Origin of the sequence: Vibrio glycogenivorans (genome assembly GCF_051660965.1) — a bacterium.
Classification (GTDB): Bacteria; Pseudomonadota; Gammaproteobacteria; order Enterobacterales; family Vibrionaceae; genus Vibrio.
In genome coordinates this window covers 190,569-210,816 of sequence record NZ_JBPVIS010000006.1, presented here as the reverse complement: position 1 = coordinate 210,816, position 20,248 = coordinate 190,569, and the positions used below count along the sequence as shown (strand labels likewise).

Annotated in this window: 17 protein-coding genes and 1 CRISPR repeat array; of the genes, 14 read left to right on the top strand and 3 right to left on the bottom strand. The window is 47.1% G+C overall.

What is annotated here, in order from left to right:
• The first annotated feature begins 52 nt into the window (after positions 1 to 52).
• The 4 genes from ACSTTG_RS13675 (at position 53) to ACSTTG_RS13660 (ending at position 7,318) form a co-directional block, all read left to right on the top strand.
• Positions 53 to 1,126 carry a hypothetical protein gene (locus ACSTTG_RS13675; protein ID WP_438475205.1) on the top strand — a complete coding sequence of 358 codons (1,074 nt, stop codon included), beginning with the start codon at positions 53 to 55 and terminating at the stop codon, positions 1,124 to 1,126.
• 218 nt (positions 1,127 to 1,344) lie between these two features.
• Positions 1,345 to 2,068: direct repeats of the CRISPR family, unit length 35 nt; unit sequence GTCTTAATCCCTTCTAATCAGGGCATACCTAATAC.
• Positions 2,069 to 2,670: 602 nt separating this feature from the next.
• The gene (locus ACSTTG_RS13670; RefSeq protein ID WP_438475204.1) at positions 2,671 to 3,405 is read left to right on the top strand and encodes a hypothetical protein; all 735 of its coding nucleotides are present in this window, start codon (positions 2,671 to 2,673) and stop codon (positions 3,403 to 3,405) included.
• A 43-nt stretch (positions 3,406 to 3,448) separates the two neighbouring features.
• Positions 3,449 to 4,171: a hypothetical protein gene (locus ACSTTG_RS13665; RefSeq protein WP_438475203.1), complete on the top strand. Its 723-nt coding sequence runs from the start codon at positions 3,449 to 3,451 to the stop codon at positions 4,169 to 4,171.
• A gap of 303 nt (positions 4,172 to 4,474) precedes the next feature.
• Positions 4,475 to 7,318 carry an FAD-binding and (Fe-S)-binding domain-containing protein gene (locus tag ACSTTG_RS13660; protein WP_438475202.1) on the top strand — a complete coding sequence of 948 codons (2,844 nt, stop codon included), beginning with the start codon at positions 4,475 to 4,477 and terminating at the stop codon, positions 7,316 to 7,318.
• Positions 7,319 to 7,361: 43 nt separating this feature from the next.
• On the opposite strand, the gene ACSTTG_RS13655 is transcribed toward ACSTTG_RS13660, so the two are convergent.
• Complete coding sequence (locus tag ACSTTG_RS13655; RefSeq protein WP_438475201.1) at positions 7,362 to 8,279, bottom strand: LysR family transcriptional regulator; 918 nt, start codon at positions 8,277 to 8,279, stop codon at positions 7,362 to 7,364.
• Positions 8,280 to 8,566: 287 nt separating this feature from the next.
• On the opposite strand from ACSTTG_RS13655, the gene ACSTTG_RS13650 reads away from it, so the two are divergent.
• The 8 genes from ACSTTG_RS13650 to ACSTTG_RS13615 all read left to right on the top strand — a co-directional run bounded on the left by ACSTTG_RS13650 (position 8,567) and on the right by ACSTTG_RS13615 (position 17,884).
• The gene (locus ACSTTG_RS13650; protein WP_438459471.1) at positions 8,567 to 9,088 is read left to right on the top strand and encodes a fimbrial protein; all 522 of its coding nucleotides are present in this window, start codon (positions 8,567 to 8,569) and stop codon (positions 9,086 to 9,088) included.
• 139 nt (positions 9,089 to 9,227) lie between these two features.
• On the top strand, positions 9,228 to 11,675 hold the full coding sequence (locus ACSTTG_RS13645) for a fimbria/pilus outer membrane usher protein (protein ID WP_438475200.1): 2,448 nt from the start codon (positions 9,228 to 9,230) through the stop codon (positions 11,673 to 11,675).
• An 18-nt stretch (positions 11,676 to 11,693) separates the two neighbouring features.
• On the top strand, positions 11,694 to 12,458 hold the full coding sequence (locus ACSTTG_RS13640; RefSeq protein WP_438475199.1) for a fimbrial biogenesis chaperone: 765 nt from the start codon (positions 11,694 to 11,696) through the stop codon (positions 12,456 to 12,458).
• Positions 12,459 to 12,461: 3 nt separating this feature from the next.
• Positions 12,462 to 13,505, top strand: a complete 1,044-nt coding sequence (locus tag ACSTTG_RS13635; RefSeq protein ID WP_438475198.1) for a fimbrial protein — start codon at positions 12,462 to 12,464, stop codon at positions 13,503 to 13,505.
• Positions 13,506 to 13,516: 11 nt separating this feature from the next.
• Entirely contained in the window at positions 13,517 to 14,539 is a 1,023-nt protein-coding gene (locus tag ACSTTG_RS13630; protein WP_438459475.1) for an OmpA family protein, read from the top strand.
• 483 nt (positions 14,540 to 15,022) lie between these two features.
• Positions 15,023 to 15,982, top strand: a complete 960-nt coding sequence (locus ACSTTG_RS13625; protein WP_438475197.1) for a TRAP transporter substrate-binding protein — start codon at positions 15,023 to 15,025, stop codon at positions 15,980 to 15,982.
• A gap of 74 nt (positions 15,983 to 16,056) precedes the next feature.
• On the top strand, positions 16,057 to 16,575 hold the full coding sequence (locus ACSTTG_RS13620; protein ID WP_438475196.1) for a TRAP transporter small permease: 519 nt from the start codon (positions 16,057 to 16,059) through the stop codon (positions 16,573 to 16,575).
• A gap of 4 nt (positions 16,576 to 16,579) precedes the next feature.
• Entirely contained in the window at positions 16,580 to 17,884 is a 1,305-nt protein-coding gene (locus ACSTTG_RS13615; RefSeq protein WP_438459478.1) for a TRAP transporter large permease, read from the top strand.
• Between the two features lie 71 nt (positions 17,885 to 17,955).
• On the opposite strand, the gene ACSTTG_RS13610 is transcribed toward ACSTTG_RS13615, so the two are convergent.
• Positions 17,956 to 18,486, bottom strand: a complete 531-nt coding sequence (locus tag ACSTTG_RS13610) for a glycine zipper 2TM domain-containing protein (RefSeq protein ID WP_438475195.1) — start codon at positions 18,484 to 18,486, stop codon at positions 17,956 to 17,958.
• Between the two features lie 266 nt (positions 18,487 to 18,752).
• Between ACSTTG_RS13610 and ACSTTG_RS13605 the strand changes: the two genes are divergently transcribed.
• The gene (locus tag ACSTTG_RS13605; protein ID WP_438475194.1) at positions 18,753 to 19,085 is read left to right on the top strand and encodes a hypothetical protein; all 333 of its coding nucleotides are present in this window, start codon (positions 18,753 to 18,755) and stop codon (positions 19,083 to 19,085) included.
• A gap of 273 nt (positions 19,086 to 19,358) precedes the next feature.
• Positions 19,359 to 19,820, top strand: a complete 462-nt coding sequence (locus tag ACSTTG_RS13600; RefSeq protein ID WP_438475193.1) for a tellurite resistance TerB family protein — start codon at positions 19,359 to 19,361, stop codon at positions 19,818 to 19,820.
• A 31-nt stretch (positions 19,821 to 19,851) separates the two neighbouring features.
• Here ACSTTG_RS13600 and ACSTTG_RS13595 read toward each other — a convergent pair whose 3' ends face one another.
• On the bottom strand, positions 19,852 to 20,241 hold the full coding sequence (locus tag ACSTTG_RS13595; RefSeq protein WP_438475192.1) for a C40 family peptidase: 390 nt from the start codon (positions 20,239 to 20,241) through the stop codon (positions 19,852 to 19,854).
• Between the last annotated feature and the right edge of the window lie 7 nt (positions 20,242 to 20,248).

Genomic DNA, 20,248 nt, shown 5'->3' with positions numbered 1-20,248 from the left:
GCCTCGACCAGCCGATTTGACTTTTATTCCGTTATTCAGTGAGGAGAGTGATATGCCTAAACGCGTTGGCGCTATGTTTCTTTTGATCGGTACTCTGCTTAGCCTTGGTTGCAGTTCACGCGATACGCTAGATAACCGAGCGGGCATGCTTTTCTACGATGGCCTTATCGCCTATCAAGACCGCAACTACACTGCCGCTAAACGTAGCTTTGAGCAGGCAAAGAAGTATAACCCCAATGATGAAGTGCTTTATATTAATCGTGTGTTTAGTTATAGCAACTTCGACTGCGGGGTAAAGTGTGAATTGATGGTTACCCCTGATGCTAAACGGGTGGATTATGCACCCAATCGCTATTTGGCGCTGATTGAGTCAGCGCTAGCTAAAGAAGGTAAGGATATCAAAGCGCCAAATGCGATAACCCGGCTCAAAGTTATCTCTACCCTGGAAGTCGCTGGCGAAGATGGGATAATACGTGCGGGTGAGCACGGCAAACTCTACATTGAGGTGGAGAACATCGGCAACAGCGCGTCGCATGGCCTTAAAGCACGCATCCACGCCTCCAGTCATTTCATTACTGTCAACGACCTACATGAAATCGGCATCCTCAAGCCCGAGCAGAAAGTCGTGTTCTCTGTCCCGGTCTCAGCCAATATTGGCAGCGGCACACATCGATTCGACCTGCAAATCCAATTGTTTGACAGTTTTAAAAATGTCGCGGGTGACACCGTCACGAAACTATCATCTCGCGCCTTGGCCTATCAGCAACCGAAGCTGAGTATGGAGCCGATGATAGGTAACGCACCCATCAAGGAAAACCGCAATAACCAGGCGACCTACAAGCTGTGTAACCTCACCGACCACCCCGCATTTAATCTGGAGGTAACAATGACCAAGCAAGGCTTGGCCAAACCCGCCACGATTGAAAATGGTCGAGTTCCGGTCTTGGCTGCTCAACAGTGTCGTGAAATCCGCGCGTATTTTCATCCAAAGCCAAACTTGGTCAAAGGCGATCGCCTTGGCACCGAGTTTGTTGTCACGGATATCAACCAATCACAGCTTGTTTTTGACCCGAGCTTAACGATACAGCAAAGCCTGTTTGCAGATACGGTGATTAGCTCCTACTGAGAGCTTTCAGCTCTTAAAATTTAAAGTGAAGTTTGGCGCAGTTGAATCTGCGCTTTTTTATTCTGAACACCTTGTGTTTCTACTTGCGAGTTTTACTGAAGAGTTACGGTTCTATTGAGCAGAGAACATCTGTTGCCTGAGAGCATAATGACCCACTCCCTGCCGGATGAGGGGCACCTCATACATAGAACGAGGAGGCTGGGTTCAGATAATCTTGGGTATTGATCCCTTCTAATCAGGGCATACCTAATACACAGGTGATTATAGATCGCTAGTAGTAGGTCTAGGTCTTAATCCCTTCTAATCAGGGCATACCTAATACTTTAGAGCTCGACAAAACCTCGATGTAACTGTGTCTTAATCCCTTCTAATCAGGGCATACCTAATACAAGAAAAATTACGTTTTCCAAACCGCCAAACGATTGTCTTAATCCCTTCTAATCAGGGCATACCTAATACAGCCTGAATATGAAAATATACAATTTGACCCGCGAGGTCTTAATCCCTTCTAATCAGGGCATACCTAATACACCACGTGGTAAATCTCAATGTCATATACAATGAAGTCTTAATCCCTTCTAATCAGGGCATACCTAATACTGAGGCGGTTCTGTCGCCGTATAATAAATAGCGTCTTAATCCCTTCTAATCAGGGCATACCTAATACTTTAGAGCTCGACAAAACCTCGATGTAACTGTGTCTTAATCCCTTCTAATCAGGGCATACCTAATACAAGAAAAATTACGTTTTCCAAACCGCCAAACGATTGTCTTAATCCCTTCTAATCAGGGCATACCTAATACAGCCTGAATATGAAAATATACAATTTGACCCGCGAGGTCTTAATCCCTTCTAATCAGGGCATACCTAATACTGAGGCGGTTCTGTCGCCGTATAATAAATAGCGTCTTAATCCCTTCTAATCAGGGCATACCTAATACCTACCCTCTAGAGCCCTTTAAAATCAAGGCTTTCAGAGGCAAGTTGCTGCAAAAATCGTGACCTTAGTCACACTCCTTTACCAGCATGATCACAATCTTGCATTTTTAACCGTAAGCAATTGAAATAAATACAAATAACAAAAACGAATAAAGAAAAGTCCGACTATTCGAGCGCATTCTAAGAGTATGCCCGCGCGCCTTGTTTAGTTTCATGATTGCCAGTCGCGCACTCTACCCCGAATTCAACTTACGACTGTGACTCTTTACCAACTCCACTGACCGTTCCTCTGTTAATTGATCCAATAGGCAATTCATGCTTACGACGATATAGATACCACCTTAGAACTTTATGTGTTCAATTCAATGAATACTCAATAGGCGTTATTGCGGCACACGAATACTGAGCACCTCTGTCTATTGACACTAATGACTGACGCAAAGGGACAAATTTGTCGAACAGTGCTGGGGGTTTATTTCTCTGTACATTGAACTGAGTAAACACAAATCATAAACAAACTTCAAAATAACAGACGTTTGCCAGCTGACTAAGCCGTGACGTTTAAGTGTGCAAATATACTTCGGTTGGATAGCTTGAAACAACTTTGGAACTCAATATGCAAATTATATGGACACAAGCAAAGCAAAAAGTAAAAACAGTGCTGACATCAAGCATTCAAGCCGTGGCTATTCTTTGCTTGGGTTATTTTACTCTGAAGATCACCGCTCCGATACTTAATTGGGCATTGGGTAACTTACCCGTTGCCATGGGCTATAGTGCCACCTTACTGCTGGTCGGTTTCTTAACCTTTCACGCGACTTATATTATTTATGAACCAAATCAGTATTTATCAAAAAAAGTATGGTCGTTTTGGGGTTTACATAGGCAGTTGGCGTCTCGCCTGACAGTAGGCATATTTGCGTTGATGAGCTTAGCCTTCCAGTTCGTGTGGGAACTAAAACTGGATCACTTTGAGGTGCTACCAGATTTTAGTGGAGAGTTATCTACATTCACCATTATCACACGCATGACTATTGCTGGCTTCACGCTGCTGTGTTTATTATTTTTAGTCGACTCATTTTTTCGCTTTTGGTTGCATAAAACGATTGGTGATAACTATGATTTTCACCAACCCACTGACTACCAGAAGTTTCACAGAGGCTTCACCGTTTTTGGCAGTATTTTGTTGACTGTCCCATTAGTTGAGGATGGAAGTTGGTTTATCAGCCCAATGGTGGTCCTCATCCTAATGATTCCACTAGCTATTGATATTACACGCAATTTTATCAAGATTTTAACCGAGCTAGAGACCGTTAACTCATGTAACTGGCTTGCATGAGTGTTTGTTTGCCTTCGTTTTATCTCATTTTGGAGTCATCATCATGCTGAGTAGAGTACTCTATTTCATAGCCCATATCTGCGTTATGACTATCGGCTTTGCCAACCTCGCGGTATTCTGCCGCGAGTACTTACCAAGACTTGGTGAGTTTCACAAGCTTGGCTTTGCCGTTTTGTACTTACTTTTACCTATCGTTGTCTTTCATATCGGTTTAATTCTCTTCGACCAACAAGCCTATATGCAGCGCCAACACTGGCGTCAATTCAACATCAAAGAGCTATTAACATCGAAGGTGTCCCTGTCCATCTTTCTATTTGCGTTTGTGTTGCACGGTGCGTTTTCGGAGCTGAATGCGCCGTCATCACTGTTTGATTATCAAGCCTATTTGAGTTTCGATGTCACCGAGTATAAAAGTGGTATTTTACTGAGAGCGCGCACTGCCAATATCGTCTTTATGACGCTTTTAGTATCAGCCACCGCTGTGATGAGTATTTGGCTCTGTTATCTCAGTATCAATAGACGCTGCACTTGGGGGGGCTTATGTGTGGATATCAACCGTAATTTGCAACAACTCTCTTTCGGCTCACAGGTGTTATTAATCTTTTTCTTAATGTTATTCGTGATTGATATCTTGGTGATGTCAATGATGGGTATCGAGGCACCTATCAACATTTCACAACTGTTGGTGAGTCAATTCATGGTCGCTTATATGTTGGCGATTATTATCCTGCCAAGCCTATCTTACGAACGAACGCCGCTTTCATAAACCTTAACTACAGTCATTAGGATCGATCTAGCGGTCAACATATACGTTCGAAACAACCTGTACCCGCTCACGTATCATCAAGTTATTTTGCAGTAAATTAGATGCGTGAGTTGCCATTTTATACAAATCGCCCGATGAAGATTGCATTCAACTCACAAGTACAATCCAACAAAAACGCTGGTAGCTACTTGATACAAAATAAAATGCTCTCACTTAAGCTAAAATTATACGAGTTACTAATTAGTAACATGCGTTTGCAAGGTAGCCCCACACGCTCAGGTATGGCACAAAAGGATTTAGCTGATGACAAAAGATATTGATCATGCAACCTATCAACAACTAGAACAGAGGCTAGCACAGCGCATTGATGCCGATCGCATCATTACCCAACAAGCTCAATGCCTCGCCTATGGCACTGATGCCAGCTTCTACCGTCTAGTGCCCAAAATCGTGCTGCGCCTTTGCGACCTGTCAGAAGTTGTGTTCACCATCCAGTGCTGTCGTGAGCTTGGCATTCACTTTACGTTTCGTGCTGCCGGCACCAGTCTATCGGGTCAAGCGGTGTCCGATTCTGTGCTGATCACGCTTAGCGATGATTGGCGTAAGCATCAGATTTTAGAAAACGGCAATAAAATCAGCCTGCAACCCGGCGTGATTGGCGCCGATGCCAATAAATACCTTGCCCCTTTTCAGCGCAAAATCGGGCCAGATCCTGCCTCGATCAACACCTGTAAAATTGGGGGTATCGCGGCTAATAACGCCAGTGGCATGTGTTGCGGTACCGCGCAAAACTCCTATCGTACCGTGGACAGTATGAAGATCGTTTTTAGTGATGGCACTCTACTCGACACCGCCAGCCAGGAGAGTATCGAGACTTTTCATCGCCAACGGCCTGAGATTGTTGAAGGGATAAAATCACTGTGCGAGCAGACCCGTGCCAACAAAACCCTCACCGATCGCATACACCACAAATACCGGCTCAAGAACACCACCGGCTACGCGCTCAATGCCTTGGTTGATTATCATGACCCAATTGAAGTCATCGAGCATCTGATGATTGGCTCAGAGGGAACGCTGGGCTTTATCGCTGAAATCACCTACAACACCGTGGTTGAGCATCAATATAAGGCCTCCGCGCTGCTGGTGTTTGGTGATATCGAAGAGGCCAGCCGCGCCGTCAGCACCTTATCAAACACCCCTGTCGCGGCGGTTGAATTGATGGATGGCCGAGCACTGCGCTCGGTGGCGGACAAATCTGGTATGCCAAGCTTTATCCAGCAGCTCGATCTAGAAGCGGCGGCGCTATTGATTGAGACACACGCCAGCGCGCAAGCTGATATGGACGAGCAGTGCCAGCAAATCATCCAATCACTGGCAGACTACACCATCATCCAATCCATCCCCTTTACGAGCCAGCCAGAGACGGTCGCCACGCTATGGGGGATCCGCAAGGGGATGTTCCCGGCGGTGGGCGCGGTTCGGGAGGTGGGCACCACGGTGATTATTGAGGATGTCGCTTTCCCAGTCGACAATCTGGCCAATGGGGTGCGCGACCTGCAGGCTTTATTTGATAAGTACCACTACCATGAAGCGATTATTTTTGGCCACGCACTTGAGGGTAACCTGCACTTTGTCTTTACCCAAGGGTTTGAGTCACCAGACGAGATCCAGCGCTATGGTCAATTTATGGATGATGTCGCTGAGCTCGTTGCAGTGAAATATCAAGGCTCACTCAAAGCCGAGCACGGCACGGGGCGCAACATGGCGCCGTATGTCGAGCTGGAATGGGGCAAAGCCGGCTACGCTTTGATGCAGCAGATCAAAACACTGTTCGATCCACAAGGGCTGCTCAACCCCGGCGTGATCATTAATGGCAGTCCTCACGCCCATATCGAAAATCTCAAGCCGATGCCTGCTGCCGACGCACTCGTCGACCGCTGCATCGAGTGCGGATTTTGTGAGCCGGTTTGTCCATCACGCAGCCTGACCCTGACCCCACGTCAACGTATTGTCTTATATCGGGAGCTGCAGCGTAGCCGCGACAGTAATGAGACTCTAGAAGCCAGCGCTCTCGAGCAAGTGTTTGAATATCAGGGCTTAGATACCTGCGCCGCAACAGGTTTATGTGCCGAGCGCTGCCCGGTCGGGATCAACACGGGTGATTTGATTAAAAACCTGCGCAGTGCGAAATACAAAAAGTTTACCCCAATCGCCCGTTGGACAGCGGATCACTTTGCCGCCACCACCGCGATTGCTCGTACAGGTCTCAAGTCTAACCAACTCGCGGTTAAGCTACTGGGCGAAAACGCGCTGCAAACACTCTCTGACGGCGCGCGTAAACTCACCCGGGGCGCCACGCCTCAATGGCTGGCCGAGATCCCACAAGCCAATAACTTCAACATTAAGAAGTGGGTGAGCCATCAACCCTCACAAACGAAAAAAGTGGTCTATCTTCCCTCTTGCGCAAGCCGCAATATGGGTCAACAAAGCAATGCTCAAGACCAAAGGTCACTAACTGAAGTGACATTGTCACTGCTTAATAAAGCCAGTTATCAGGTTATTATTCCGAAGAGCCTAGATGAGCAGTGCTGTGGCATGCCCTATGAGAGCAAAGGAATGCGTGAGATTGCAGCGCAAAAATCACAGCAACTAGAGCAGGCCCTGTGGCAAGCTTCCGAGCAAGGTCGCTATCCAATCCTGATCGACACCAGCCCATGCACTAAGCTCAGTCTAGAGAGATTTACTCGGCCTTTGACTATCTATGAACCAACTGGCTTTATTAACCAGTTTGTACTTGAGCACCTAGAAATCAAGCCAGCCGACGAGACGGTTATGCTGCATATCACCTGTAGCAGCCAGCGAATGGGGATTGAAAAAGAGTTGCTCCAGCTTGCAAAGCAATGCGCCAGCAAGGTCATCGTGCCCGAACACATCCAATGCTGTGGCTGGGCAGGAGACAAAGGCTTCACCACACCAGAGCTCAATGCCGCAGCGGTGCAATCACTCAAAGCCCAAGTCCCCAAAGACTGTAAAAGAGGCTTTAGCAACAGCCGCACCTGTGAGATAGGACTCTCCCACCACAGCGGCATCCCTTACCAATCCATCCTGTACCTAGTCGATGAGGTATCAACGCCAGCCAAGCCGTAAACTACTCGCCCCTCGGAACGAAGTGAAACCCGAACCCCGCCCCCTATTCGTTGTGTTCCCATTGCAATAAGTTCAGCGGATAGGTTTTTTCGAAATCGACTGCATAGGCACGGAAAAGATCAACAATCGGTGCCTTGGCGATATGCGCTAAATCTACGGCCAGACTTACCGTCCAGCGGTCGTGATTCTCACGGTTAACAAACGAGAAAACCTTAATTAGCGTCCCCTGCTCTATCCAAGACTTGGCCAGGTCACTGGGCATATACGCAACCCCAAGTCCTTGCGTCGCAAAAGTCACTAGGCTGTTCATTGACTCAACCTCGATGTGACGCTGGCAATATTGCAACTCTTGAAGGTGGCTTTCGTTGATATTCGCTGGTGTCATTAACGTCGTAGTAGCGAGCTTGCTATGCAGCAGTAATTGATCCACCTCGAAGAACTTTGGGTTAGCGACCCACTCTCCCTGTATCGAACCAAGTTTGATTTGTATGGCGTTGTCAATTTCTTCAGATTGGAATACGCCGATCGCAATATCAAGCTCACCTTGAGTCAGTAAATTGATCAACTCACCAGAGCCACGCTGGATAATGCTTGCGTGCATACCTTTGTGCAAGAAAAGGAAGTCATTCACGCCGTTCATAAACGCCCCAAACTGCAACGTTGGGTCGATTCCAATCACCACATCACTCATGGCATTTTTATCAATATTGGTGGTTCTAAACACAAAGTCATTATAGACACCAAGCATCTCACGCGCATGACTTAGAAGCTGTTTACCACTGAGAGTTAACAGTGGGTATTTATTCGAGCGATCAAATAACGTGGTATTTAAATCAATTTCCAGATTGTGTATGGTCGTGCTAACCGCCGCTTGTGAGCAGCCAATTTTCTTTGCAGCCGCACTAAATGATTTACTCTCCGCCGCAGTGACAAATGTATTTATAGACTCTATACTCAACATAAATCACCCTCTATTTACCAGCCTTATTCCGACTATCAACCATATCGTACTAGACCAATTCACTGCAATTGAATCTTTACTCTAACCCTGCCTACGTCATGTATAACCAAAGTTAATAGGTTACTATTTTGATTCACTTCACAGATTGGTTAACAATTCACTCGCTGTGATTTTTAGTGTTTTAAAAATCAGCAAGCGCATATTTTCAACGTCAGATAATTACTATTTTGTAATTATTTAAGTTTCAATTAACTCAACAACCATACGTTTTATAACAGAGAATAATTATGCTTAAAAAAACTAAAATATCAGTTGCTATCTCAGCAGTTTCGCTACTTAGCGCAGCTGTTATGGCTAATGACTATAACGAGACTCAAGTCAACTTTAAGGGCGAAATCGTCAGCGCTGCCTGTGGTCTTGCACCGGAGAGCATGGATCAAACCGTACAACTCGGCCAGCACCCCGCACACCTATTCACTTCAGTAGGTACTCGCACTACCCCTGTCGCTTTTGGGATCAAACTGACTGACTGTAACACCGAGACCTATGAAAACGCGACATTTACCTTTCACTCCAACCCTGCACCTGATAAGCCAGAGCTATTTGGCGTAGAGGGCGGTGCAGAAGGGATTGGTGTTCGTATCCTACACGGCGGTAACCCTATCGATAATGGGACCGCGACCAGCAGTATAAGCCTAGTGGATGGCACAAATATCATGTACTTCTCCGCTGCTTATGAATCGACTTCTGAAACGGTAAAAGCGGGTAGTGCTGAGTCTTGGGCACTACTTCGTGTCGAGTACCTGTAACTCGCTATATTTGTTGAACGCCAAAAGGGCGATAAAAGACACTGTTAATTTACTATCCAGCACTATGAGATGTATTAGGTATAACGCTCACAGCTTTAGCTTACACACTGTTAGTTAAATACTTATTTAAGGATGTAACGTGCTATTGATTCTTTTCATATTAGCTTTGCTATTTTCATACCAAGTATCTTGTGAAGAATTCAATAGCCATTTTATTAACTCAAATATGTCTATCGATCTTGAGGCGTTCCGTAATCCTAACTTCATTGAAGATGGGAGCTACCATTTTGACATCTACTTTAATCAAGCATTTCTAACTGATGATAAATTACAAATAAAAAACTCCGAAGTTTGCTTTACACAAGATTTACTAGATGCCATACCAATAAATCGTGACACTTATGCGATGTATCACAACACGATAATTTCCGGCGATGACTGCTATAACATCACTGACATACCCTTTGTCAAATTAGAGGCAAGTCTCAATAAGGGGCGGGTTGATATCTTCGTCCCACAACAACACCTTGCTCGCTCTTATCGACAAGGGTTTGTTGACCCTGAACTTTGGGATGATGGTATTCCCGGTATTTTTAGCGACTATTACCTAAATTATTATGCCTCAAGAAGTGATTATAATACGACTTGGGATCAACACTTTGTCACCCATGGCTTAATAGGCGCTAATTTAGGGCCCGTTCGTCTTCGCAGTAACTATCAATACATTGGCGAGCAAAACAGCGTCGACCTCACCTCCTATTATGCCTACATGCCACTGCGCACGCTTGGCTCACGGCTCAGTGTTGGCAATTTGCAACTCAGCTCCAACATCTATCCCTCATTTCGCATGAACGGACTTAAGTTGCACAGCGATGACGCGATGCTCCCGGCCTATTTACGCGGCTATTCACCCGTCATCTCCGGGAGTGTCGAGTCAGATGCCATCATTACCCTGTCACAAGATGGGCGAATTCTGCAGGTGATCAATGTTAACGCGGGTCCCTATGTGATTGACGACCTGCCCCATACCTCAGTGGGGCGCATCGATGTTGAAGTGAAAACAGCCGATGGTCAAATCGAGAGCTTCTCAGTGACCGATGCCTCGGTGCAGTACCTTACTCGTCCCAAGCACTGGCGCTATAACCTCGCGTTTGGTCAGACCGACGCGGATTACGCCCAAGAGCAATATGGTTTTGCCTCGGCTGAGGCTGCCTATGGGATCAACAACCATGTGTCATTGTTCACCGCCAGCTTGCTGGCCGATAACTATCAAATCGGCTCATTGGGTAGTGGGTTCAACCTCTATGAATATGGCGCACTATCTCTGGACATCAACCATTCAAGGTCGGTGACCGATCGCGAGGGCGAGGTGACCGGACAGAGCTATGGTGTGGTTTACAATCAACACTTAAATCACTTTGGCTTGGGGGTAAGGGTCGCAGGCTATCGTTATAGTAGCCGCGGCTATCGTGATTTCACCGACCATATCAAACAGAGTCATATCGACTATAACCCCGTTGTCGATCGACTCAATTCAAATCGCAAGGGGCTACAAACCCTGACCCTGACACAGCGGATCAAGGATGTCGGGATTTTCCTCTCATACAATAAGGAGACGTATTGGTCTTCCGAGCGCGCCTCCCAGCGATTGGATCTCTCACTCACCAAGCCGGTGCAGCTCAAAGGGCTGCAGCTCTATCTCAATGCGAATGTGTATAGTGCCACCAACAAGCTCTACGATTACAACTATCAAGATGGCCTGCGTTTAAGGCGCACCGATAGCCAAGGCTTTTCGATTGGCTTATCAATCCCTCTTGGCAACTCAGATACGGTCAATTTTGATTATCGGCAAAATGATGGCCGTTATGTACAGAGTATCGCCTACATGGGTCATGACAGCGTTGAGTATAGTAATTACCGACTCGGTTTTGACACGATTGAAGGCCAAGGCGTCGGTGTTAGCGCGGCCTATCATCAAGAACACCCCTACTGGAATTTTTCTCTCAGTGGCGGCCATCAAACACAGCGCTCGAGTTATGTTTCCGCCAGCGCATCAGGCTCGGCGGTGTTGACCCAGTATGGGCCGAGTTATAGCAACCAAACCTTTGGTGATACTAAGTTATTAGTCGATACCTTGATCCCGAACGTCACCATCAATGGTACCAGCCGAGAAAAATCGAATCGATTTGGGCTGGCCTTAATCAATGGTGTCATTCCTTACCAAAGCACCAACGCTTCAATAGATTACAAGCACTTACCTGCTGATATTGAGGTGCTCGATACCATCAATCGCTTGGTACTCACCGAGGGAGCCATCGGCTACACAAAGATCCGGGCACGGCTTGGAGAAAACTTTGTCGCTAGGCTCAATGGTGAACACCAAATTCCATTCGGTACCAGCGTGGTTGATTTAGAGAGCCTTGATGAGGTTGGCATCGTGGGTAATCACCACTTGGTGTATCTCACGGGCGTTCACCGTGAGTCCCAACTTCATGCCATTTGGGGAGACTCACACTCTTGCCAGATCGAAATCTCAAGCAGTGTATTAACCGATCACACCCCTATTCGTGATGTTCTTTGTCATTAGTTCCAGGAGTTACTTTTAATGAAATTATATCGTCTACTCAGCATCGTCCTAGCCATCTCATTTACTCCGCACAGTCATGCGGCGCTTGCGCTGGATCGAACCCGCATCATCTTTAACCAATCTAGTGATCTCGAGGTATTAAGGGTCAACAACCCAGTCGATACCCCCTTTCTTGCCCAATCGTGGATTGCATCACAGGCACACATTGACCAAGATGGCGATCCCGAGCAGATGCCTTTCATGGTTGTCCCTCCCGTGACGCGAGTTGAAGCGCACGATTACGCCGCGATTCGAATTCAAAATTTGCGTAATGCCAATGCGCTGCCTGACGACAGAGAGAGTGTGTTTTATTTTCACCTCAGGGAGATCCCACCTGTTGCCAAACGTAAAGAGTCACCAAAAAACAACCTCAACGCCGCCGGCACCATTCAGTTAGCCTTTGAATCTGTGATCAAGCTGTTTTATCGCCCTGCTATTGTCAGTCGCATCAAAGAGGTTGATCTCACCGTGGCAAATGGTCTCTCCATCCAGCGTTATCAACAAGGGCATCAGCTCGTCAATGACACCCCTTTTCACGTGACTGTCCTGTCAATTATGCAAAATAACGGCGAGCAGGTGGAAGAGTTTCAGTCGGCGATGATTGAGCCGTATTCACAAATCGAGGTTCAACTTCCGCAAGACAATAGTTATCAAATTGCGTTTATCAACGACTATGGCGCGACCGTCACCAACCGATATGCTTGCAAACTCGACGCCTGCTCGTTTGCTAACAGTGCGAGGTAAGCGATGAGACCATGGGGCTTACTTATCCTTATGTGGGGATTGGTTGTTTTCAGCTCAGAGGTGCTTGCCGTCGCCTGCTATAGCAAGGATCATGGCGGGGTCTTTGGTGGCCGGGGGCCAGGGGGCGCCAGCCAGTATTTCCTTGACTCTTCAGTCTCCGTGCCAGATAACGCCCCAGAGGGACAAGTGATCTGGCGAGGTCACTCAACCGTTGTCGATGTAACTTGCTATAAAGATGCCACCAACTATCCAGAGTTACGCACGCTTAGTGAGAACATCTATTTCTATCCCGGTACTAGCGAAAGTCAGGCAATTCCCTCAATACCGGGGATTAAGGTTGGGTTTGTCTATAACAACACCGCTTATTATGGCTCGAATACGGTTCGCTTAGACGGTATTCATCTGCGTGGTTGTTATAACAATGAGTCCAATAAAAAATGTGAGAGTGCGACAAGTACGACGGTGAAATTGGAGTATTACCCCATCATCGTCAAAGGCCCTGGAACCTTCACCGGTTATAGCCAACCGGTTGGTATTTTTCAGCTCGATGGCGAGATGGGCTACAACGTCGCCTACGCCAACTTTTACACCGTAATCCAGAACATGGATGCACTCAAACCGACTCGCTGTACGGTTGAGCTTGGACTGGATGGTAATCAAGTCAACTATGGCAGAGTCACCACCGACAGGGTTTCACGCGGTATCACGCAGCCTTTGCAAATCAATCTTACCAATACCGAGTACGCCAGTGGTGACTGTCCTAGTGTCAAAGTTCGCGGCGTTTTTCAGAACATTCGTGACCACACTAACAACGAATATGTACCCCTTTACAATCGCGCTGGAGAGCGAATCGAGGGCATTGGCATCAAGTTAAGCGATGATCAAAGCAATCCAGTCACGCTCAACGAGCCGATTGGCCAGGGCTTCGAAGTCGTTGGCCCAAGAGATGTGCAACGCTATCAAGCCACGCTCTACTCCACCGATTCTACCCCCGTCCAACCCGGTCCCTTTGAGGGGCTGTTGGTCTATTCAATTTCTTACTTATAAAGGAAAGATAAATGAAAATACATAACCATTTTCGTCAGTTTGCCCGTTTGTCTTTAATTGTGCCCGGCGCCGTCTGCGCTTCGCTTGCCAGTGCAGATGAATTGAGTTCCGACTTCGATTTGTCCGGCTTCTATCTGTTTGGGGGCGGCGGACAAGCCGAGATCTCCCGCGATCGCTACTTTGATGACAACTCCATCACTGCATTGCGTTTTGGTGCAGGTAAGCACTTTGGCGGCGTCTCCGCTGAACTCGGCTATCGCGGCTACCGAGATGGCGATGATTTTAAAGCCGATGGTGTCGACTTGGTCGGTCGAGTGCCTATTGTTCGCTGGCGTGATATTGGATTGAACGCTGGCGCAGGTGCCTATTTTTATCGCTCATCAATGGATTCTGCGCTGCTGAACTCCGGAGGAGATACCAACTCAGTCAGTCCATTACTAACTGTGGGCGCAGATTATTACGTCAATGAGCACGTTCAGTTTCAGCTTAATTATGAGCAAATCTTAGATTTCGACTATCAAAGTCCGACCTACCAAAAAAAAGTCAGTAAAAACCTCGACCAGTGGCTACTGTCGCTGGTAATTAACTTCCCTCAATCAAAAACCAGTCGACACTCGATAGAGCCTGCTCAGGTTGAGGCTCAAGTCTTCACTGCTGAGAAAAAGGTACCAGTGACAGCACCTAAGCCAGCGCCGACCATTTTCAAAATTGATTTCACCAGCGGAGAGTTCGACTACGACTCTGTAGCATTTAACCCTCAGATGCTGAGCCAATTCGACAATATCGTCGAGAAGATAGGTAAAATGGACCAGTATCAAATTGAGATTATCGGCGGTGCAGACTCATACTCTCGTTACGTTGAACATAACCAAGCACTTGCGCAAAAACGCGCCGATCAAGTGGTTAATTATTTAGATCAGCACGGGATTGCCAAAGAGCACATGCAATCAACTTATCAATTGCAAATGCTTGCCGAGGAGCAACCTCACGAGCCTAAGGCTCGAGTGGTCACGATAAAAATCACCGGAAAGTAACTGATATATAGATTAGCTCATCCTAAGCGCAATCTCCTTGTCACTGCTGTGCTCCATGGCTATTTCTATGGGGGTTGAGACCGTAGTTGCGCTTTCCCTTCACTTGCACGCCTCTTGCCATCAAGACCCGATATACGCTCGTTCTATCCTTACGCCGCACGCATTAGCCCACTCACTAGTAAAAACATCTACCTAATCATTAATTCACCATGAATTAACATCACAAATTGTCCGGTTCGAGAGAAACACCTCACATATCTGCTCATTATGTCGCCACTTTATGTGTGCTTGAACACATATGCGTTATTGTCACATTGTATTACAAATTAGGACATTTAATACTCAAGTTGAACCACAAGTGCATGCATCACCCTAGTTAGCGCAAATTTCACACGCAAACATAATGATGAATTAACCGCTCGGGTTTTGTGATTCCCCAATGTGCTCAACTGGATAACACAACGAATAATAAAGGACACTATTATGAAATCTAGACTACTGACCTTAGCTGCTGCGTCGATAATGATGGCATTTGGCGCCCAAGCAAAAACCCTTACGCTAGGCCATGCCATGAACCTTGAAAGCGCCGCTCACGCTGGCATGGAGATATTTGCCGAAAAGGTCAAAGAGAAATCCAACGGCGAGATGAGCGTAAGGATTTTCCCCAATGGCATGCTTGGCTCTGAACGTGACCAAGCTGAGCAGGTTGTCACTGGCGCTATCGATATGGCGAAGATCAATGGCTCACTGGCCGAGTCTTTTGAGCCAACCTACAAGGCGATTTCAATCCCCTTTTTGTTTCGCGACGCCGACCACATGCACACCTTTATGCGCAGTGAAGCAGCAGAAAAACTCCTTTACTCAAGCGAAGGCAAAGGCTTTATCGGCTTGACCCTCTACGATTCAGGCTCACGTAGCTTCTACAGCTCAAAACCGATCAAAACACCTGAAGACTTAGCGGGGTTAAAAATTCGTGTCCCTGAATCGCCAACCATGATGGAGATGGTGCGTTTGCTTGGCGCAAGAGCCACGCCAGTGCCCTTCACTGAGGTTTATACCGCGCTGCAACAAGGGGTGATTGATGCGGCAGAGAACAATATCTCGAGCTTGGTCGAGATGAAGCACTCTGAGGTCGCCAAGTATTACTCCATGAATGAGCATATGATGACACCTGATTTAATCATGATCTCTGAGGTAACTTGGAAAGGGCTGACCCCAGAACAACAAGATATCGTCAAACAAGCAGCGGCGGAATCTATGGAAGAAGAGATCAAAATATGGGCAGAGATCGATAATAAGAATATGCAGTTAGCTAAATCGCTCGACGTCACTTTTGTCGAGGTAGATAAGGCGCTGTTCCGCGAGAAAGTTCGCCCAATGCTCGATGATGCTAAGCAAGATCCCCAATTAAGCTACTACATCGAAGAAATCAAAGGCATGTAATTTCACCTTGTGTTCATTTGGCCCCTTACTACCCAGGGGCCCTTTTTATTGTGTTATTGTATTAAGGAGTCTCAATGCAATCGCTATTTCAGCGTGTCAGAGTGTTACTCGACCGCACAATTCTGTCGCTGTGCGGCATTGCCATCATTGTGTTGGTCGTCACTGTCACGTGGCAAGTCTTCAGTCGCTATGTCCTTAATGACCCCAGTTCGTTTACCGATGAGTTGGCGCGTTACACCATGATTTGGTTTGGACTTTTTGGTGCAAGCTACCTGTTCGGAAAAAATGGTCACCTGGCCATTACGCTCTTTATCGGCTCAGTGCATAAGAAAATCCGCAACTATTGCCACCTATTGATCCACCTCGTCTCATTTAGCTTTATCTATTTGGCGATGATTAAGGGCGGGATGCAACTCATTAGTCGCACCATGTTGCAGACCTCGCCTGCTCTGCAAATTCCCATGGCGTATGTGTATTTCATCCTGCCCTTATCGGGAACCATTATGTTGATTTATCTGACACTCAATACGCTAGAAATGTTCGTGAGCAAGCCTTCTGCCACGAGCAGTGAACACTCTGTAGAACAAGGATAGAACTATGGATATCTCGATTGGTTTCTGGCTACTGTGCCTATTTATGCTCATGATCAGCTTGAGTATCCCAATTGCCATCGCGATTGCGATGTCATCGCTGATCATTATGTGTACCATCCTACCCAATGATGTGGCTTTCATGACCGCCGGGCAAAAAATTGTCACCGGCATCGACAGCTTTAGCTTGTTGGCCATCCCGTTCTTTATCCTAGCTGGTAATATTATGAACCGAGGCGGGATTGCTAATCGTCTGGTTGAGTTTGCCAAACTGCTGGTTGGTCGCCTCCCCGGCTCTTTGGCCCATGTGAATGTGCTGGCGAATATGTTGTTCGGCTCAGTGTCTGGCTCCGCCGTTGCCGCCGCTGCAGCAGTGGGTAAGACTCTTGAGCCCGAACTGGAGAAAGAGGGTTATGACAAGTCATTCTCGACCTCGGTCAACGTGGCTTCCTGCCCTGCTGGACTGCTGATCCCGCCGAGCAACTCCCTGATTGTCTTTTCAGTTGTCAGTGGCGGCACGTCTATTGCGGCTCTGTTCATTGCTGGCTATGTTCCAGGTATTCTGATGGGACTGAGCTGTATGATTGTGGCCTACCTGATTGCCAAGCGAAAAGGCTATAAAACCGTCTCTGAGCCCTACAACGCTCGCCAGGTTTTGAATACAACGTGGCGCGCACTACCAAGCCTCGGGCTTGTCATCGTGGTAATCGGTGGCATCATCGGCGGGATTTTCACGGCAACTGAAGGGGCATGTATTGCGGTACTCTACGCGTTCTTTTTGTCCCTGTGTTATCGCACCTTGGGTATCAAAGAGCTGCGAACGATCTGCGTTGAAACTGCAGAAATCACCGGAATCATGCTGTTTTTGATTGGGGCATCAACCATCATGTCTTGGGCAATGGCATTTACAGGCTTGCCAAACATGATCAGTGAATGGATGCTCTCCATTTCAGATAACCCGATCATTATTTTCATTCTGATGAACCTGATATTGCTGATTGTTGGGATGTTTATGGATCTCACGCCCGCAGTATTGATCTTTACCCCTATCTTTATGCCCATCGCAACTCAACTGGGCATGCACCCGGTTCATTTCGCCATGATGATCATCTTCAACTTGTGTATTGGCATCGCCACCCCACCCGTTGGGACCGCGCTTTTTGTCGGCTGTAGCGTCAGTGGGGCCCGGATTGAGAGCGTGATCCGCTCTGTCCTACCCTTCTGTGCCATCTTGATTGTCACCCTTGTACTGATCACCTTCGTCCCTGAGATCAGCCTAGCGCTTCCTCGCGCTTTTGGCCTGATTAATTAAGGCTTACACCCATCAAAACGACGACCGCCGCGCCTTAAGGCACGGCGGTCGTCGATAAACCAGTAATTCGATTATTCAGGTAGAATCACGTTACCATCTTCGATAGGGAAAGAGTTACCCTCTGGCTTGTTATTTAGACGCACGGTTAGAGGCGTACCCATCACTTCATAGGTAACATCATAACCAACCACTTGGCTCGATGTGGTATATTCCGTCGTACACTCTGTCTCGACATGCGAGGTAGTGTTATTTTGCTGCGCATTCTCTTGGATCTTACGCCCAGCAACAGCGCCGGCCACCGTGCCTGCGGCAGTCGCCATCACTTTACCTTTACCACCACCGACTTGGTTGCCCAGTGCTGCACCTGCTGCTGCACCGCCCACCGTACCAAGCAGTTTGTTCTCATCCTTAGGCGCTACCTGCTCTGTGACAACCACATCTTGGCAAACCTCATGAGGTGTACTTACTTGCTCAGTAACTGCTTCAACCAAAGTGATGTTGGCTTCTTTTGGTTCTACGACTTCAACAATTTGCTCTTCTTGTTTACATGCGCTTAGTACAGTCACGGCAGTCATTGCCAGAACGATAGTCTTGATTTTCATAATAGCCTCGATTGAATCTTTTCGATGCGCGCATTCTAGCAACTGCCCCAAACCCTTCATCATCACAAGATTAGCGTTTTGTCATCATATGGTTAGGAAGCGCCATGGCCGTTGCTTAAAATAGGTTACTGACTTGCTGTAAGATATGACAAAGCGTAACAACCCAAATAGAAATATTTCTCCATGCACTCTTACACTAGTCACCCCAACATAAGGGCGATTATACTGGCACGCAATATGCCCATCAGTCACAACGAGCAAACTATATGAACGCATTTGATATCTTGGCCGAAAACAAGATCCGCTCTTGGGAGAAGGACAAAGCCGAGGGTAAAATCCAGCCAAAGAAGGAAACCGAAAGCCCCAAGCGCTCAAGCTTTGAGGCGATGTTGTTTAATGACATCGTCGCCTTGTATCAACAAATGGCACCTCTCGACGAGGCGTCCAGTCAATACCTGCGCTATGAAGAAAAGGTCAATGATCTGACCTCTCAGTTGCAGCTCTCGATGGAACGACAAAAAATGTTTATCAACAGCCAAATACTGATGCGTGAGCTGGCGAAAAGAAAGGCAGAGATATTTTCAAAAGGCCGACGCTAGGTTAATCACTTCTAGCCCCAAAAGATAAGCCCCTCAAATCATTGAGGGGCTACCTAGCCAAGTCCAACGTTATTATTTTATTCTGAACTTAAAGAACACCATACTGATAAATTACAACTCGTTTATTGATCATTGTCACATTCGGTAGTAAACCCACTTAAGTTCCAATAACTAGTCCAATAAATCTAAGATAATCAGGCGGGCTTAAATTGGGAACTTTTACCCATCTGCACGTATCTATACTGTGATAAAGATCATTGATTAAGGTGTGTCATGTTTAACGCTATTACTTCCCTGTTTAAACATCTGCTCGACGGGCAAGACCTCTCACAGACGCCTTTGAGCAACCCCAATCTGGCTATCGCGTGCTTGCTCACTGAGGTCGCTGGTGCTGACAACCAAATTGACCCACAGGAAAAGGCCGCCAAGCAGCATTTGCTTGGTACGCTACTCGAGCTTGCCCCCACTGAGGTAGATGAACTCTTGCTGCAAGCTGAGAGTGCGGTGAAAGATTCAGCATCACTGTACGAGTTTACCAACCAGCTGCGCGAGCTCAGTCAGGCTACCCGATTTGAGTTGATTAAAGCAATGTGGCAAGTTGCTAATGCCGATGGTGAGATTGATCCACTGGAAGATGCGGTGATCCGTAAAACCGCTGAGCTGTTATACGTTGACCACAGCGAGTTTATTCGCGCCAAGTTGTCCATCACTCAAGATGGTGACAGTTCAAACTAGCCGTTGAGCGCAAAGAGGTGATGGGCGTTATCTAGAGTGAAGTAACACGAACCACGGCTAAGAAGCGTTTTGGGTAACCGCTGTGATAGTAATCGGTCTCAGTCACGCCAAAGTGTTTTTTCGATGACGAGCTGTGTACGAAGTGCAGCTCTCCCTCAGATACCTCGCTGATGATGCCCGCGTGTCCAGGTCTGCGCACTCGAGAATCGGTTCCGGTAAAGATGATCAGGTCGCCAACACGGGCCTGTGACAAACTCACTTTATTCTTATACAGCGACTCATACTGGGCGGTGGTCCTTGGTACCTCAACGCCGAAATGACGGTAGACGTATTGAATATAGCCCGAACAATCAAACCCCAGTGGGCTGCTGCCTCCCCACTGGTACTCAGTGCCTATCAGAGAACGAGCATAAGCGATCATCACCTCT

Bases quoted from the DNA above. Each gene is read 5' to 3' on its own strand.
- ACSTTG_RS13615 (WP_438459478.1), top strand. From the start codon at position 16,580: ATGGATATCTCGATTGGTTTCTGGCTACTGTGCCTATTTATGCTCATG.
- ACSTTG_RS13605 (WP_438475194.1), top strand. From the start codon at position 18,753: ATGAACGCATTTGATATCTTGGCCGAAAACAAGATCCGCTCTTGGGAG.
- ACSTTG_RS13610 (WP_438475195.1), bottom strand. From the start codon at position 18,486: ATGAAAATCAAGACTATCGTTCTGGCAATGACTGCCGTGACTGTACTA.
- ACSTTG_RS13660 (WP_438475202.1), top strand. From the start codon at position 4,475: ATGACAAAAGATATTGATCATGCAACCTATCAACAACTAGAACAGAGG.
- ACSTTG_RS13635 (WP_438475198.1), top strand. From the start codon at position 12,462: ATGAGACCATGGGGCTTACTTATCCTTATGTGGGGATTGGTTGTTTTC.
- ACSTTG_RS13640 (WP_438475199.1), top strand. From the start codon at position 11,694: ATGAAATTATATCGTCTACTCAGCATCGTCCTAGCCATCTCATTTACT.
- ACSTTG_RS13650 (WP_438459471.1), top strand. From the start codon at position 8,567: ATGCTTAAAAAAACTAAAATATCAGTTGCTATCTCAGCAGTTTCGCTA.
- ACSTTG_RS13600 (WP_438475193.1), top strand. From the start codon at position 19,359: ATGTTTAACGCTATTACTTCCCTGTTTAAACATCTGCTCGACGGGCAA.
- ACSTTG_RS13625 (WP_438475197.1), top strand. From the start codon at position 15,023: ATGAAATCTAGACTACTGACCTTAGCTGCTGCGTCGATAATGATGGCA.
- ACSTTG_RS13630 (WP_438459475.1), top strand. From the start codon at position 13,517: ATGAAAATACATAACCATTTTCGTCAGTTTGCCCGTTTGTCTTTAATT.
- ACSTTG_RS13655 (WP_438475201.1), bottom strand. From the start codon at position 8,279: ATGTTGAGTATAGAGTCTATAAATACATTTGTCACTGCGGCGGAGAGT.
- ACSTTG_RS13620 (WP_438475196.1), top strand. From the start codon at position 16,057: ATGCAATCGCTATTTCAGCGTGTCAGAGTGTTACTCGACCGCACAATT.
- ACSTTG_RS13665 (WP_438475203.1), top strand. From the start codon at position 3,449: ATGCTGAGTAGAGTACTCTATTTCATAGCCCATATCTGCGTTATGACT.
- ACSTTG_RS13595 (WP_438475192.1), bottom strand. From the start codon at position 20,241: ATGATCGCTTATGCTCGTTCTCTGATAGGCACTGAGTACCAGTGGGGA.
- ACSTTG_RS13675 (WP_438475205.1), top strand. From the start codon at position 53: ATGCCTAAACGCGTTGGCGCTATGTTTCTTTTGATCGGTACTCTGCTT.